This window comes from Chitinophaga pinensis DSM 2588 (assembly GCF_000024005.1).
Lineage (GTDB): Bacteria > Bacteroidota > Bacteroidia > Chitinophagales > Chitinophagaceae > Chitinophaga > Chitinophaga pinensis.
The window spans coordinates 2937531-2954578 of the sequence record NC_013132.1; the positions used below are offsets into that span (position 1 = coordinate 2937531).

Sequence of the window (17048 nt, forward strand, 5' to 3'; positions counted from 1 at the left end):
AATTGGGTTTTACTAGTTCAGAGAGGTTGTACATTCAATGGTTATCGCTGTTCCGGTACCCGGTTCAGACTGTATATCTATTTTACCGCCGAGGAATTCAACCCTGGCTTCAATGTTGGCAAGGCCCGCACCTTTCAGTTTATTACCGGCAGCAGCATCAAAGCCTTTACCATCGTCTTCCACCGTGAGGAATAATGTTTTGTCTGTCTGTTGCAGTAATACCAGGATCTGTGAAGCCTCTGCGTGTTTGATCGCATTGTTGACCAGTTCCTGCATGATGCGGTACAGTACGACCTGTCGGGTGTGTTCCATATCGGCTACCTGGAAGTTAAATACCTGGCAAACGATATTGTCAGTACCTGTTTTCTTCAGTCCTCTGCAATATTCCACCGTGGCTTCTCCCAGTCCGTATTTGATCAGGATTTCCGGCATCATGCTACGGGCAATACGGCGCAGTTCATCCATCGCACCATCCAGTCGTTGCAGGGTATTCTGTATGAGGGATTGCCGGTGTACATCTGTCTGGGATGGATTTACTGTGGATAGTTCCAGTTTGATCCCTGATAGTAAGCCGCCTAAACCATCATGCAGGTCACGTGCCAGTCGGGTACGTTCTTTTTCCTGCCCTTCCAGCATGGCAGAGAGGAGGGAGATCTTATGTTCCTGGCGGATACGTTCTACTTCAAATTGATGCAGTTGTCGTTGTTGTTCCAGCAGCTTACGGCCGTTCCTGTAGAAGAGGTAACTGAGTGCCGCCACCACAAATAATGACAACATGATCACGACCATCAGGGAGATCAGGAGCCTGTTTTTCTGTAAGGCAAATTCCTGGCGTTCATTTTCATGTTGCAACTGCATAATACGGTTTTCTTTTTCGGAGGACTGGTATTCTGCTTCCAGTTCGTGAATCTTTTCCGTTACCGTCAGTTCTTTCAGACTATCCGCCAGTATAATATATTGTCGCAGGTAGTTGTATGCCTGATCCGGAAAGTGTTGTTTGAAAGACAGATCTGCCATCAGATCCAGTGCGCGTAAGCGAAACGGAAAGTCCTTCAGTGTATAGGACAGTTTACCGTATTCATCCATGAGCACCATGGCGCGGTCATACATTCCCTGTTTTTCAAACAGTCTTGCAAGTGAGTACAGATTATTACAGATAGCACTGTTATAGTTGGTCCTGCGCGCGATGGACAAACCGGCGTAAAAAGTAGTTGCTGCACGGTTGTACATCTGCCGCTTTACATCGAGTTTTCCCTGCAGGTGATAATAATCTGCCCAGATATTGATCGAATCTACGCCTGTTCTGTCCAGCTTTTCCTTCGCAGCCGCCAGATTTGTTTCCATGTTATGCAGACTGTCCAGGTGATACATGGCATTGGCCAGTCGCAGGTGTCTGCTGGCAATCAGGTGACAATAAGGTGCCGGATCACTATAAGCGCCCAGGCTTTTATAATAATAAGCGATAGCGGTTTTATACTGCGACTTATTAGAGAAGATGTCTCCCAGACTCTGATATGTCTCATTCAGTTCCGGAATTGCATTCGCCTTTTCCAGTATGGGGATGGTTTGCAGGTATTCTTCTGCCTGTAACTGGGTCTGTCCTTTATTACCCAATACAATAGCCAGGTTCACCTTTGTGCTGGCCAGCAGTAAACGTCCTTCCCGGCTGGTATCCTTCAGCATATTCTCCCGGGCAATAAGCAGGTGTTTCTCTGCTTCGTTATAATTGTTGATGGAGTTGTACCAGCTGCCAATAGCCAGATAAGTGCGGGCGATGCCCAGTTTGTTCTCATTTTTCTCTTCCAGCTGTAATGCCTGCTGAAAGTACTTTAATGCCTGTACACTGTCCCGCAGGGGTGATTTCCTGCCTAGTCTGATATACAAATCAGAGGATACGGCGTCGGACGACGGACGATTCTGTGCATATAAACCAGCGGTAATACAGCAAAGGACGATAAGTATAGGTACTCTCATAGGACATAAATCAGCCCGAAATATATAATTATTTGAGCGACATATTATTAATATTTTTTAACATAAGTGGATTAGGGACACCTCCCTGATAAAACCCCTGTTTTCCGGGATTCTTTTTCCCTGATCTGGTATTTACTTTTGCATTGTGATTATGAAAGCCCTTGAGGAGAAATGATGTTACAGGTATAGCTGCTTTAAGATTGTCGTGGAAATTTGTTTAGGAACAATGACATACGTGCAACGGCATATGCTGCATCACCACCAATAAGGATGCTACGCAAAATTACACCAGGAATATAAAAAGGAGCTACAGTAAGTAGTATGGGGACCGGAACAGCGGCATTTATTTCCTGGAGACGCCTTAAAAGCGTCCCATTCCAAGAATCTCTTATAGTATCAACATAGTATCGAAAACCATTTTTTGAGACGCCCCAGATTGTATTTTTGTTGAAGAACCTAGATGAAAGGCAGCGGGTGTGTGGACCCGCTGCCTTCCAACCAAACAAGATCAAGCCGGTACTCTACGGGGTTTCTCCCGCTCCCAGAACCGGTGTAGCGCAATCGCGCTGATAAATATTTTAGATAATTTCTTTACATCTTCCTGAACAACAACACCTTCCATCAGTGCTGATTCTTCCGAATCATCTTCCGGTAATTTCTTTGCAAAATAGGTAGCTTCCAGTACCTGTCTGGCGTCTGCATGAGCTGCAATAGCTTTACAATGTCTGTAGGCTTCATTCAGGAAGTGCACGGCATCTGCGTCAGCCTCCAGTGTACCTGAACTGGTGGGACCGGAAGGAACGTATAAGGCGTCATAAAAAACGGAAGAGGCAGTCAGCAGACTTTTTTGCACCGGTATCAGTGAACCGTCGGCGGCCACAATTTCTCCCAGGTGAGGCGCTATGATCTCCACAACAGCTCCCGCTGCTTCCAGGGCGCTTTTTGCCGCATTCACGGACGCTGCATCCACACCATCTGCTGCGAGGAAACCGATCTTCCGGGTCTGGATACTATCTTTTACCGTATTAGCCATACTGAGCGCCAGAGAGATATCCGGAACGGGCTCTTTAGGTGGGAACGGCTCATAATGCGCAGGATCTGCATCCGCAGGAACGCCATGGTTGACAGGCTGTTCTGGTCCTGCCGGTACCTCCAGTCCCAACCCGTACGCCACCTGTGCTGCCAGGTCTTTATCCACCTGTGTCAGGATGCCGATCATCCTTTGTCTTACTGCAACCGTGTCTACTTTACCCAGTTCGAAACGTAAAGCGTCGATCAGGTGCTGTTTTTCCGGAGCAGACTGACTATTGAAAAATAAAGTCGCCTGTGTATAATGGTCAAAGAAACTACGGCTTCTTTCCCGGATCTTTCTTGCATCGATCTTTTCTGTATAAGATCTGAAGCCGCCATCTGCCGCCTTCACCTGGGAGGGATAGCCTCCACCAAGTGAATTGGGACTATAGCTGGTACGGCCTTTATTGATGGTCTGCCGCATATAGCCGTCCCGCTGGTTATTATGTACAGGTACAACGGGCCGGTTAATCGGTATTTCCTGGAAATTTGGTCCGCCGAGGCGTATCAGTTGTGTATCTGTGTAAGAGAACAGCCTTCCCTGTAATAGCGGATCATTCGTAAAATCAATACCAGGTACCACGTGACCGATATGATAAGCCACCTGCTCTGTTTCTGCGAAGAAATTATCCGGATTTCTGTTTAATGTCAGTTTACCAATGCGCTGTACGGGGACCAGTTCTTCCGGAATGATCTTGGTCGCATCCAGCAGGTCGAAATCGAACTTATGTTCATCTGCTTCGGGTACGATCTGTACACCCAGTTCCCATTCAGGAAAGTTGCCGCTTTCTATTGCTTCCCATAGGTCTCTGCGGTGGAAGTCAGGATCTTTTCCGGAGATTTTCTGTGCTTCGTCCCAGGCTACGGAGTGTACGCCCAATAATGGCTTCCAGTGGAATTTTACAAAACAGGATTCCTCGTTAGCATTCACGAAGCGGAAGGTATGTACGCCAAACCCTTCCATCATCCGATAGCTGCGCGGAATAGCCCTGTCGCTCATCAGCCACATAATCATGTGCGTAGATTCCGGCATCAGCGAAATGAAGTCCCAGAAGGTATCATGGGCAGATGCTGCCTGTGGAATCTCATTGTGCGGCTCCGGTTTGACAGCATGTACCAGGTCAGGAAACTTGGTAGCGTCCTGTATGAAGAATACCGGCATATTATTACCCACAAGGTCGAAGATGCCTTCATCCGTATAGAACTTTACGGCGAATCCCCTTACGTCACGTGCCAGGTCAGTAGAGCCCCTGGAACCAGCGACAGTAGAAAATCTTACAAAGACAGGTGTTTCCCTCGATGTATCAGTGAGAAAGCCTGCTTTGGTATATTTCTCCATGGATTCGTATACCTTGAACACACCGTGAGCAGCTGAACCACGTGCATGTACCACGCGTTCAGGAATGCGTTCATGGTCAAAATGGGTCATCTTTTCGCGGAAGATAAAATCTTCCATCAGTGTAGGCCCTCTGTCGCCGGCTTTCAGCGAGTTATGATCATCGCTGATCTTTACCCCGGTATTGGTATTGAGGTCCTGACCAGTACTATCCTCTTTATTAGGACTTAGTTCTGCAATTTTTTTATTTTCTGTTGAGGGTATTGGAGTCTTTTTTTTATCAGGCATGACGTGTTTTTTATGGTTTCGATGGATGAGTTGGTGGAAAACAGGTACTATTCGCTGGCAGCTTCGCAGTTGATACTATTCTCTGCGATTTCAGTCAGCAATGCATCTGTTTCTTTTTCTTCTGCCAGTGTGGCTTCCAGTAGTTTAGCCACATCTGCCAATCCAAGGGAGTTCGCCAGTTGTGCCAGTCCGCCATAAGTAGCAATCTCATAATGTTCCACTTTCTGAGCTGCCAGTATGAGTCCGGCGTCCCTGATAGCAGTGCCGGGCGCTGTTTCTGCAATGATTGATTCACCTTCCAGTACGATACCTTCGATTGCGTCACATTTTTTGGCTCTTACCGGTTTGCCTAATAATTCAAATGCCTGTTCCAGACGGCTGATATGTCCTTCAGTCTGTTTCAGGTGATCCTGAAATGCTGCCTGCAATACAGGAGACACAGCGGACTTTATCATTTTAGGAAGCGCTACTTTGATATGATTTTCTGCCCAGTAAATATCTTTCAGCTGGTCACAGAAGAATTCTTTGAATTGGTTTTCGCCAACGACATTTTCATAAGCGGCATTGCCGATAGCTGCCGCTGTTTTTGCAATGGTCTTTTTTACCGGACCAGTGCTGGTAGATGAAGCTTTTGCCATAATATCAGATTTTTTCTGATTGTCATACTAACACTATACCGTAATGTGAACAGCAGTGGACAGCCACTTATTTCGCATGGAATTGCCAAGTCTGTAGTGATTTTTGCACAGAATGTCTATAGTGGACAATACAAAGGGATGGGGGAATGGAAAAAAAAAGGCCGCCGGTTATCAACCGGCAGCCAAAAGGAAAAGTTACTCGTTACAAACTTAAACACCAGAAGGACTGGCATTTTCTTTATAGTTTGGCTTATATCTTACGAAGAAAGCCAGCCAGATCGTTCGTGATACCCGCATGATAGGTGGTTGTAAAGCTACCAGTAAAACGCCGTTCACACCCAGCCACCAGAACATCCGGTTGTCATACAGGGAGAATCCTATCAGTACCCACCAGGCAATAAATGTTGCCACGCTAAATGCCACAGTCAGCGCATAGCTGACATACCCGGTACCGTAGTAGAACCCGATCTCCCGTTCAAAATCTTCTCCACACACCGGACAATGATCATTCATCTCCGTAAAGTGCTTCAGGTTATATGCGTTATCAGATTTGAAAATTTTTCCTCTGCGACAGGCTGGACACCTGTTCGTCAGTATACTGCCCAGCAGATTGGGCTTTTTTTCGGTTTTCACTGCACACATAAAAAAGTTATTTATCAGATCCAAAGTTAGCGTAAACCGCTTCCTCCATCGTGGTATGATTCGACTTAAATGTGGTATTTTTTACCGATTCGTCGGAGAAAAAAGGAGGTACATATAAATTATTTTTATTTTATAGGGGTGCTTTCTATTTTTGCCGTTAGTTATCATTTAAGACAAGTCTCAACACCATGACTGGCAAGACGCGAAAGAGGATCCTCCGTATCTTATTAATACCTGTTGCTATATTGATAATATTGGCCGGCATTGCGGTCGGGGTGCTTTACTCCCAACAGCAGCGCCTGATTAACCTGGCAATCAAAGAATTAAATAAGCAATTACCCGGAGAATTGGTGATCGGAGGAAGTATGATATCTCCTTTCCAGAATTTCCCTTACATCTCTATCGGACTGAAAGACGTGAAGTTTTTTGCCACCAAGCAAAAGACCGGTCGTCCCATGTACCAGCTTGAAAAGCTGTATGTAGGGTTCAGTCTGCCGGATATTCTCCAACAGAAATACAATGTCAAGGTGATCTTTCTTAAGAAAGGGCACCTGGACCTGGTCAGAGATAATAATGGTAACCTGAATATCGTGGAAGCCAACAGGATCCAGCAGGACACTATTGCAACAGCTGCCGCTGAATCTGCTGCCCTGGACCTCGATATAAAAAAGATCGTATTGAGCGAACTGGAAATTTCCTTTACGGACAGACCCAGCGGTCAGCATGTCAATGCCCGTATCAGTAAGATCAAAACGTCTTTCCGTGCGGCTGATAATAAGATCTTTGCAGACTTTACCGGTGGTATGGTCGCTGACTATATCACCCCCAAAGATTCCTCCCTCTTCCGTAATAAACACCTGAACGCAGATTTTACCGTTACCTACGATCAGACAAAGGAATTCGTTACCCTGACAAAGGGTAACCTGAAACTGGAGGACTTCAGTTTCAGCGTTTCCGGTACGGCAGACCTGAAAAATGGTAATAACGTTGATTTCAAAATCAAAGGTGATAAACCGGATATCGGACAACTGATGTCTTTTGCACCTGCCTCCGTAGCGGACCAGGTGAAACAGTTCAAGTATGACGGACGGCTGTATTTCGACGGACTGGTTAAAGGAAAGCTTGCCGGCGAACAAATGCCATTGATCCAGGTGAATTTTGGCTGCGAAAACGGCTGGCTGATGAACCCTGACGCCAAGAAAAGGATTGATTCCCTTGGTTTTAAAGGCTATTATACCAATGGTGCGGAACATTCCCTGAAAACATCAGAACTGCACCTGATGAATATGAGCGCTATTCCTGAAAAAGGCATCTTTAAAGGGAACTTCGTCATGAAGGACTTTACAGATCCTAAAATGATCATGCAGATCAATTCGGAACTTGAGCTGGAATTTATCGGCGCTTTCCTGGGTATAGCTGACCTGCAGCGTATCACTGGTCATATCAGCATGAAGATGGACTTTAATGAACTGGTGGATATGACACTGCCGGAAGCATCCATGGGCAAATTAAAAGAAGGTATCCAGAGTGAACTGAGAGTAAGCGACCTGACCTTCCGTATTCCTAACTATCCGCATATCATCCATAAACTGAATCTTCATGCAGACATGAAGAATGGTTTTGTGAAACTGGATACACTGTCTTTCTTCTTCGGTAATTCTGATTTTGCGATGAACGGTTCCCTGAGCGATCTGCCTGCCCTTTTCCATCAACAGGAAAAACCGGTACAGGTCACATTCACTGCCCGTAGTAAAAGGATGATCATGAAGGAGTTGCTGTCATATGATACAGCGATGGCCAGAAAGGCAAAAGAAGAGATCTATAACTTCAATATCGGTCTGGCACTGGAAACTTCCGTGAAGGAACTGCAACATCCGAATCCATTGCCTAAAGGCAAATTTAAAATGGAGAAACTGTTTGCCAGTTTCAAGGAGTATCCACATGCTTTCCATGATTTCGGCGCAGAGCTGAATATCAACGATACAGCTTTATTGCTGCGCAATTTTGGTGGTATGATTGATAGCAGTGATATCCGTTTCAGTGGTCGTGTGATCAACTATCAGCTGTGGTTTGACAAGATCATGAGAGGAAAGACACAGGTGGCATTTGACCTGAAATCACAGCGTCTGGCCATGAGAGACGTACTCGGTCCTATCAGTAAGAAATATATATCCAGGGATTATCACCAGGAAGTCGCTTCCGGTCTCTGGTTACGTGCGAAAGCAGACCTGCGCTATGATTCTGTTTTCAAATTTGCCAAAATAAAACTGGCGAATGTTTCCGGTGAATTGCTGCAACATAAGATCAAGGTGGATAGTGTGAAGGGGACTGTAAAAGTAGGTGCAGACAGCTTCCTGAGACTGGATACACTCACCGGCCGTATAGGTAAGACAGACTTTGATATCAGTATGCGTTTATACATGGGTAAGGATACGGTGAAACGAAAGAAGGAGAATTTCTTACAGTTTACTTCCCGCAACCTTGACCTGGACCAGCTGACGAACTATAAACTGACGGCCAATGAAGATGAAGAGACTGTAGTAGCAGCGCCTGCAGCGACGCGTACAGTGGTAAGAGATACTTCACATGCCAGCAGCTTTAATATCTTCAATATTCCATTCATTGACTTCAGGGCTACCGTGAATATCGGCAGGGTGAAATACCATCGTCTGTGGCTCCGGAATATCGTTTCAAATGTGCGTATGCAGGCCAATCAGCATCTTTACCTGGATACCCTGGGAATGGGTATTGCAGATGGGCAGATCGGTATGAGAGGACATTTCAATGGTACTGATCCTAAGAAGATCTTCTTCCGCAGCAGGATCCGTGCGTTTGACGTAGACCTGGAAAAACTGATGCTGAAACTGGACCACTTCGGACAGGACTATGTGATCAACAAGAATATAAAAGGCCGTCTCAACGGGCAGATCAGAAGCCGTATACAGATGCATCCGGACCTGACGCCTATCATTGATAATTGCGAAGCGGAACTGGACCTGGGCATTTATAATGGCAGTCTGGTAAACTTTGCACCCATGCAGGCAATGGCGGGTTATTTCAAAGATAAGAACCTGAACATGGTGCGTTTTGATACATTGAGGAATAAACTGAGTCTGAAAAATGGCGTCCTGAATATTCCGAACATGAATATCAACTCGTCACTGGGCTTTATGGAGATCTCAGGTAAGCAATCACTGGATATGAACATGGAATACTATATGCGTATTCCGTTGAAGATGGTGACAACGGTTGGTTTCCAGTCTTTATTCGGCAGAAAGAAAGAAGAAGTGGATCCTGACCAGGTAGACGCCATTGAGTATCGCGACAAGGATAAAAAGGTGCGTTTTATGAATATCAAGGTAACAGGTACGCCGGATAACTTCAAAGTAGGACTGGGTAAGGCTAAGAAAGCGTAAACCCGCTGTGTCTACGATGAAATGGCTTGTTTCTACCATTAAACCCTTACTACGCCGATATTACGCCGTTATTTGTCCGTTCATGAACGAAGAGATATGGCTCTGATAACGTAGTAATAACGGGATTAAACGAAGACATCATCAAAAGAAAAGGGTCCGCCATACAGCGGACCCTTTTCTTTTGATGATGAATGACTTATGTATTTCTAGTTCTGCCAGCCCTTCCTGCACCCCGTCCGTCGTTGCTGCTGTTGCCGCTTCTTCCGCCGGGCGCATTGTTGTTATTGTTATTGCTGCGTGGAGGCGTCTGGTAACTGCCACGGGGACCACCTGAATAGTTGCCGCCGGGAGTGCTCTGATAGCTGCCATTGCCACGGTAACCACGACTGGCGCGCGGACCATTGTCATTTCCACCGGAATAATATCCTCTTGTACCAGGCTGAGAATAGTTGCTATTACGACCACCTGACCAGCCATTGCCATTATTGTTATTGCCGTAGGAGCCGGGACGGTTACCCGAAGGACGGCCACTATTATACCCGTTGTAGTTATTTCTGCCACCTTCATTGCGGCCGCCATTGTACCGGCCGGGATTATATCCGCGATCTGCTCTGTAAGAACGGTAATCATTGACTACTACGCGGTTACGGCTGTATACCACACCTGAGTAGGTTCTGACAGGATAATACATTACCCGTGCAGGCGGTATTCTGCGTACCGGCGCATAGGCATAACCATATCTGAAGTGGTGACATACAGGGCGGTAGGCGTATACCGGCATCGGGCGCCATGATCTCCACCATACAGGAGGGTTGACCCATGACCAGGGAGAAGTCCATACAACGTAAGCCGGCGCATATACCCTACGTACACAAGGCCAGAACCATACGTTTACAATGACATGTGCAGGTGCGAAAGCAGGGAGGTCAACATCAGCAGACGGACCATGCGCACGGGAACCGCCTTCGTTATACCAGGAATTCCTGTTCGGGTCATCCGGATAGACGTTGTCGGTCACTTCCGTTGGTTCTGTCAGGACCGTTTCACCATAGATATCTTCATCACCCGCAATCTGGATAACGGCGGTATTCTCACCGGTTTTTTCCAGTTCGATTACAGCTACATCCTGGCTTTCCTGGTTAGACACCAATGCCTGTATGATAAACAATTGTACCTGGTCTTTTCTTTTATTGATGACACGGAGATAATCGATCCTGCCATCTTCGTTGAGGTCCAGGTTATTGACTTTATTGGATTCTGTATTGAGCAGTCGTTCAAATTCTTCGGGTGTGTTGGCCTGTTTAAAGAGCGTAAGCGCGCCCTGCAGACTAAAATTATCTCCCGGTAAACCGGTGGAATCCTGATCAGGAGGGGACCAGCTGGCTTCATCCCATTCGTCGGTTTGTTCCTGTAATTGTTGTCTGGAATATGGATCCTGTGCATGAGCGGTAAATGCCGAAAGGCATAATAACAGTACAGGTAGGGAATGGCTGATCTTCATGGCAGTAAAGTTGTTGGTATAGCGAAATGCAAATGAATATACAAATTCTTTAATGCAATACGTGTGCCAGAGACGACAGAACCCGTAATGGGCATAAAAAAAGTAGCGGTCTTACAATATGTTGCTGTGATACAACATTTTATAAGACCGCTACTACTATCAGCAGTTTTTTATTGTAAAGTTATCAGGTGTTTAGTTTCCCCTGGCAGCTCTGCGGCCCCCACCGTTCTGGCCACCGTTACCACGGCTGTTACCGCCTGTACGAGCCCCATTATTGCGGCCACCATTGTTGGTACGGCCACCACTCACACGGGTACCTCTGTCGGCTCTGGAAGGTGTATAGCTGTTATTGCCTCTATCGGCTCCACCGGGACGGGAAGGCGTGTATTGTCTGCCGCCGTTGCCATAACTATTTCTGCCACCGTTGCCATTATAATTGTTACTTCTTGATGGTGTTACCCTTTCCACTCTTCTGGTAGTACGGTAGTTATTTACTACCACCCTGTTTCTATTGATCACGGTAACGGAAGTCGTTCTTACCGGACGGTAGATCACTCTTGCCGGTGGTATTCTGCGTACCGGCACCACGACGTAATGAGGGGCGTAAGCATATCTGTAGGGATGGTATACGCGCCATGGTAAAGGACGCCATGGGTGATACCATACCGGGCGGCTTACCCAGGTCCATGGCGATACCCACACGGTATAAGCCGGTGCATATACGTAACGTACACAGGGCCATAACCAAACGTTTACAACGATTCCTTCGGGAGCGTAGGCGGAGGGGCCATGTGTAGCAGGAGAATAATTGAATGCGTTATCTGTTTCTTCTGTGGGTTCAGTGATCACGGATTCACCATAGATATCAGGGTCGCCTATGATCTGGACGATGGCATTGCTTTCGCCTGTTTTTTCCAGTTCGATCACCGCAACATCCTGACTTTCAGTAGAAGACACCAGTGCCTGAAGGATGAATACCTGTACATCCTTATCTTTTTTATTGACTACACGGATATAGTCGGTATTGCCATCGTCATTGAGGTCGAGGTTATTTACTTTATTATCAGGCGAATTCAGGCTTTTTTCGAATGCTTCGGGGCTTGGGGACTGTTTAAAGAGGTCGAGAGCGCCCTGCAGGCTAAAATTGTCTCCCGGCAGACCGGTAGAGTCTTTCGCCTCCTGTTCCTGTGCATGGGCGGTGAAGGCGGTAGCCAGACAAACAGCGAGGGCGGTGAAGTAATGACGGATACTCATATATACTGTTTTGACTTGATAGACGGAATAATGATATAGACGATCAGCCAGGTGAAGGAGATCAGGAAGGCAAATACGGCCAGGAAGGCATTCATCCGCCAATGCAGCAGGTAGGCGATACCGGCGTGCAGGAGGGCGAATTGTACGACAAAGCCGCTCACCTGACGGGTTTTATTGGCAAAACCGTCAAGACTATGCAGGAGAAGCAGGGGAAGGTAAATATACCCGATCAGTGCTCCGCCGGAGAGGATCACGACCCTTCTGAGGGGCAGATGTTCCATGCGCATATAGACGCCGATCAGGAGGACGGCCACGGCGAAGAACAGGAATTTATTGAGGAAGGCGGCGTTTAAAAAGGCGGGGTAGCTGTAGTAGCTTTCCTTGTTACGACTGATTTCCAGGAGTTCTTTTTGTTCCCATTCCTTGCATACGGACTGTAAGGCGGTTTCAAAATCTGCGCCTTGCGTCATGCGCATTTCAATCGAAATAGCAAGATGATCGGCTATTTCCTGTTGCAGTTCAGGGTCAGTTATCTTATTGGCCTTCAGGTAGTCTATGATACGGTCGAGTTGTTGTTCGGTGATGCTTGGTGTCATTAGGTGGACAGTTTAAAGTCTAAGATCTGGTTTAGGGAATGCAGAAACGAACTTAGTTCCTGCATTTTTGATGCCGAAATGTCCTTTCCGGCCTCAGAAATCTGATAATATTTTCTTTGACGCCTTCCGATGTGGATAATTTCGGTGCAGAGAACCCCTATGGCCTCCAGTTTATGAAGGGTAGGATAGAGGGTACCTTCGCTGATGACGATCTTTCCTTTAGTCAGATTTTTAACCTGTTGAGTGATCTCATATCCGTACATACTCCCTTTTTCGACCAGCAATTTCAGGATAATGATCTCAATAGTTCCTTTCAGTAGTTCTTTTGAGTACATGTATAGTAGACTGAGGGAAAGGCGAAGGGTTTAATTACATTGTATACCAAGGTATAAGAAAAACAAATTAGGCTTTGTGTATAAGTAGTTAGAATTGATTTACAGGTATTTAATATTAATGTCGCGCCGGCTATAATAAAGATGATGGGATTAGCTATTTGTTGTATATATGTAATATTTTGGTGTTATTCCCTACTATTTTTGACTCTTATTTGAAAATTTTTCCTAATTTGGTGCCGTCATTCCGGTTTAATAAGTATAAAATCGGCTTATGAATCTGCCTTAAACCACAACTATATACGCTGTTAGACCGCCGCTATCACCTATTGTTTCGTTCGAACCCATAGCTGCAAAAGCTATCATTAGTTTAAACCGCAACTCGCATACTGTTAAAAATTACGAAACCTTCGTATGATGGAATTCGTAGTTGGTTGAAGTATTATTTGACACTAGCTTGTTTGCGGGGGACTTATCAACTTACCGTCGTCAATTCACTGCAAATTTTTAGTGTTCAATATATAAATTTGGATCTGAAAACGTTTTCAGAACAATAATCTTATACTTTCGCGTAAATAAACAAGTGTAAGTATCAGATTATACAACAGCTTAAGAGAAATATCAGATGAGCAAATTGTTACGTGCAAAGGAAGCCTCATTGGCCAGAGTTCACACCACTAAGGAAAAAGGGATCTACCCTTATTTTAGACCGATCTCTTCTTCTCAGGATACTGAGGTGGATATCGACGGTAAGAAGGTGTTAATGTTCGGATCAAATTCCTACCTGGGACTGACTAATCATCCCAAGGTAAAAGAGGCGGCCAAACGTGCCATAGACAAATATGGTACGGGATGTGCAGGGTCCAGATTCCTTAACGGTACTCTTGACCTCCATCTGGAATTAGAACGGCGCCTGGCGGAGTACGTAGGCAAAGAAGCCGCTCTCGTATTCAGTACCGGGTTTCTGGCAAACCAGGGCGCATTATCGAGCCTTACCGGCCGTAATGATTACATCATTCTTGACGAACTGGACCATGCTTCCATTATCGATGGCAGCCGTTTGTCCTTTTCCAAGGTGATTAAGTACCGCCATAATAATATGGAGGATCTGGAAGCCAAACTGTCTGCACTGCCACAGTCATCGGTACGTCTGATCGTAGTGGATGGTGTATTCAGCATGGAAGGCGACATCGCTAAACTGCCTGAAATCGTAGCCCTGGCTGATACCTATGGCGCGAACATCATGGTGGACGATGCGCACGGACTGGGTGTGGTAGGTCTGAATGGCGCCGGTACGGCTGCTCACTTCAACCTGACAGACAAAGTTGACGTGATCATGGGTACTTTCAGTAAGTCTTTTGCGTCTTTGGGTGGATTCATCGCAGGCGACGGCGACGTTATTGAGTACCTGAAGCACTCTGCCCGCTCACTGATCTTCAGTGCAAGTATGACGCCTGCTGCTGCTGCGAGTGTACTGGCTACCCTGGATATTATCCAGTCAGAGCCTGAACATATCCAACGTCTGTGGGATAATACCAACTATGCGCGTAATCTGCTGAAAGAAGCTGGTTTTGATACCGGTCATGTGTCTGAAACACCTGTTATTCCGATCTATATCAGAAATGAAGAGCAGGTATTCCGCATTACCCGTATGCTGCAGGACCAGGGTGTATTTGTAAATCCGGTGGTACCTCCGGCTGTACAGCCAGATGCAACACTGATCAGATTCTCTCTGATGTCTACACACACGTTTGCACAGATTGAAACTGCTATTGATAAATTAACGGAGACATTTACACTTGCGGGTATACCCTTAAAGCAAAAAATATAAATGGAAACTTTGCAAACCTCTCAACAGACGGTACATGCTCCAGTGTCAGGTGGTGTTTCGGCAGTAACGGTTATACCGGTTACTACGAAAAAGCAGCTGGCTCAATTTATTGATTTTCCGCACGATCTGTACAAGGACGACAAGAATTACGTACCTGAGCTCTTTATTGCGCAGCGTGATCTCCTGAGTCCGAGTAAACATCCCTTTTATGAACATTCCAGCTTACAGGCATTCCTTGCCTTCAAGGGGAATAAGATCGTAGGGAGGATTGCAGCCATAGACAATAAGAACCACAACGCTTTTAATAAAAAGAACGACGGCTTCTTCGGCTTCTTTGAATCTATCAACGACATTGAAGTGAGCCAGGCTTTGTTCCAGACAGCTACTACGTGGCTGAAGGAGCGTAAGCTGAGCACCATGATCGGCCCTGTTAACTTTTCTACGAATGAGACCTGCGGTCTCCTGATAGAAGGTTTTGACGGTCCGCCGGTAGTCATGATGCCCTATAATCCTCCATACTATAGTAAATTGATTGAACAGGCAGGGCTAACTGAAAATGTTTCCCTGCTTGCTTATAAGATCATTCCGCAGTACATGAACGATCGTCCTTACAGGATCATGGAAGTACTGCAGGAAAGACTGGCCAGACGTAATATCACTTTCCGTAAAGTCAACCTGAAGAAGTTTGACGAAGAAGTGAAAAAGATCCAGGCTATTTATAACAGCGCATGGGATAAAAACCTTGGTTTTGTACCGATGACCGACAAGGAATTTGAGTACCTGGCGAAGGACCTGAAAATGATACTGGACCCTGAGTTCTGTATCATCGCTGAGGAGAATGGGAAAGCGATCGGTTTTGCACTGGCAATTCCTGATCTGAACCAGATCCTGATCAAGATAAAGAGAGGTCGTTTATTACCGACCGGTATATTTAAGTTATTACTGGGTAAAAAGAAGATCAATGCTGTAAGGGTGTTGACACTCGGTGTACTGGAACCTTACCGTAAACTGGGTATTGACGGTTGTCTGTATGGTGAACTGATGAAGACAGGAAGGGCAAAGAATGTAGCCTATGGCGAGGGTTCATGGATACTGGAAACCAATGAGTTGATGAATGCGGCGATGTTAGGCATCAATGCAGACTCTTATAGAAAATACAGGATTTACGAAAAAGAGATATGAAACCTCGCGTACTGATAACAGGTGCCAGCGGTTTTGTAGGATATCATCTGGTGGAGGCAGCCCTCGATGCAGGAATGGAAGTTTACGCTGCTGTTCGCGCATCGAGCAATGTCTCCCACCTGAACCATTTACAGGTAAATTATGTTTATCCTGATTTCAGCCGCAAAGAGGCGCTGATAGAAATGATAAAAGAACACCGGTTTGATTATATTATCCACGGTGCAGGTATAACAAAAGCAAGGTCTTTAGACGAATATAACAAAGTTAATGCAGGGTATACCCAAAACCTGGCGCAGGCAGTCAGCGAGTCAGGCATACCGCTCAAGAAATTTTTATTTATCAGCAGTCTGGCGGCCGTAGGCCCCATCGCATATGATGCCAGCTGGCCCGTACCGGATGTAATAACACCCAGCCCGGTCACCAGTTACGGAAAAAGTAAATTACTGGCAGAAGAATTCCTGGGTGCTATTTCGAATGTACCCTGGGTTATATTAAGGCCCACTGCTGTATACGGGCCGCGCGAAAGAGACCTTTTCGTATTGTTCAAAACATTCAGACGGGGTTTGGAACCTTATATGGGCAGAGGTGCCCAGTGGCTGAGTTTTGTGTATGTAAAAGACCTCGCAGATGCAGCTATACTGGCGTTAAAGGCGCCGGTATCAGGAGTCGCTTATAACATTTCAGATGGTAACAGTTACGATCGTTACGCACTGGCAGCGATTATCAAACAACACCTGAAGCTGCGCACACTTCGCATTCATTTGCCTTTGCCTGTCATTAAGATCGTTGCCGCTATTTCAGAAAAGGTGAGTCGTGGCGCTCCTTTACTGAATAAGGATAAACTCAACGAGCTGACGGCTGCAAACTGGAATTGTAATATAGATAGCATACGCCGGGACCTGGGTTACCAACCGCGCTATAATCTTGAAAAAGGTATGCAGGAAACCCTGGACTGGTACTCGGCCAATAAGTGGTTTTAGATTAAAA

Annotated in this window: 12 protein-coding genes; 4 read left to right on the top strand and 8 right to left on the bottom strand. The window is 46.0% G+C overall.

All coding sequences use genetic code 11. The features are described 5' to 3' along the window. Positions 1-12 precede the first annotated feature (12 nt). From CPIN_RS11945 to CPIN_RS11960, 4 genes are all read right to left on the bottom strand, one after another. Positions 13-1974, bottom strand: coding sequence for a tetratricopeptide repeat-containing sensor histidine kinase (locus CPIN_RS11945; protein ID WP_012790055.1), 1962 nt, complete (start codon positions 1972-1974; stop codon positions 13-15). A gap of 508 nt (positions 1975-2482) precedes the next feature. Continuing rightward, positions 2483-4669, bottom strand: a complete 2187-nt coding sequence (locus CPIN_RS11950; protein WP_012790056.1) for a catalase — start codon at positions 4667-4669, stop codon at positions 2483-2485. Positions 4670-4716: 47 nt separating this feature from the next. Beyond that, complete coding sequence (locus CPIN_RS11955; RefSeq protein WP_012790057.1) at positions 4717-5307, bottom strand: YciE/YciF ferroxidase family protein; 591 nt, start codon at positions 5305-5307, stop codon at positions 4717-4719. 210 nt (positions 5308-5517) lie between these two features. Then, the gene (locus CPIN_RS11960; RefSeq protein WP_012790058.1) at positions 5518-5949 is read right to left on the bottom strand and encodes a DUF983 domain-containing protein; all 432 of its coding nucleotides are present in this window, start codon (positions 5947-5949) and stop codon (positions 5518-5520) included. Between the two features lie 188 nt (positions 5950-6137). Here CPIN_RS11960 and CPIN_RS11965 point away from each other — a divergent pair, with 188 nt between their 5' ends. Next, positions 6138-9365 carry an AsmA family protein gene (locus tag CPIN_RS11965; RefSeq protein ID WP_012790059.1) on the top strand — a complete coding sequence of 1076 codons (3228 nt, stop codon included), beginning with the start codon at positions 6138-6140 and terminating at the stop codon, positions 9363-9365. Positions 9366-9561: 196 nt separating this feature from the next. On the opposite strand, the gene CPIN_RS11970 is transcribed toward CPIN_RS11965, so the two are convergent. The 4 genes from CPIN_RS11970 to CPIN_RS11985 all read right to left on the bottom strand — a co-directional run bounded on the left by CPIN_RS11970 (position 9562) and on the right by CPIN_RS11985 (position 13051). Beyond that, positions 9562-10866 (bottom strand): hypothetical protein, encoded by a 1305-nt coding sequence (locus CPIN_RS11970; protein ID WP_012790060.1) that lies wholly within the window; start codon positions 10864-10866, stop codon positions 9562-9564. A 192-nt stretch (positions 10867-11058) separates the two neighbouring features. Continuing rightward, positions 11059-12120 carry a hypothetical protein gene (locus CPIN_RS11975; RefSeq protein ID WP_012790061.1) on the bottom strand — a complete coding sequence of 354 codons (1062 nt, stop codon included), beginning with the start codon at positions 12118-12120 and terminating at the stop codon, positions 11059-11061. After that, a complete protein-coding gene (locus CPIN_RS11980; protein ID WP_012790062.1) occupies positions 12117-12716 on the bottom strand; it encodes a hypothetical protein in 600 nt (199 codons plus the stop codon). Before CPIN_RS11980 ends, CPIN_RS11975 begins: the two co-directional genes overlap by 4 nt. Next, complete coding sequence (locus tag CPIN_RS11985) at positions 12716-13051, bottom strand: PadR family transcriptional regulator (protein WP_012790063.1); 336 nt, start codon at positions 13049-13051, stop codon at positions 12716-12718. The genes CPIN_RS11980 and CPIN_RS11985 overlap by 1 nt, the downstream gene beginning before the upstream one ends. 622 nt (positions 13052-13673) lie before the next feature. On the opposite strand from CPIN_RS11985, the gene spt reads away from it, so the two are divergent. From spt to CPIN_RS12000, 3 genes are read left to right on the top strand one after another with little or no spacing between them, the layout of a single operon-like run. Further along, on the top strand, positions 13674-14879 hold the full coding sequence (gene spt / locus CPIN_RS11990; RefSeq protein ID WP_012790064.1) for a serine palmitoyltransferase: 1206 nt from the start codon (positions 13674-13676) through the stop codon (positions 14877-14879). After that, a complete protein-coding gene (locus CPIN_RS11995) occupies positions 14880-16061 on the top strand; it encodes a hypothetical protein (protein ID WP_012790065.1) in 1182 nt (393 codons plus the stop codon). Next, positions 16058-17041: an NAD-dependent epimerase/dehydratase family protein gene (locus CPIN_RS12000; RefSeq protein ID WP_012790066.1), complete on the top strand. Its 984-nt coding sequence runs from the start codon at positions 16058-16060 to the stop codon at positions 17039-17041. Before CPIN_RS11995 ends, CPIN_RS12000 begins: the two co-directional genes overlap by 4 nt. The last annotated feature ends 7 nt before the right edge of the window (positions 17042-17048 follow it).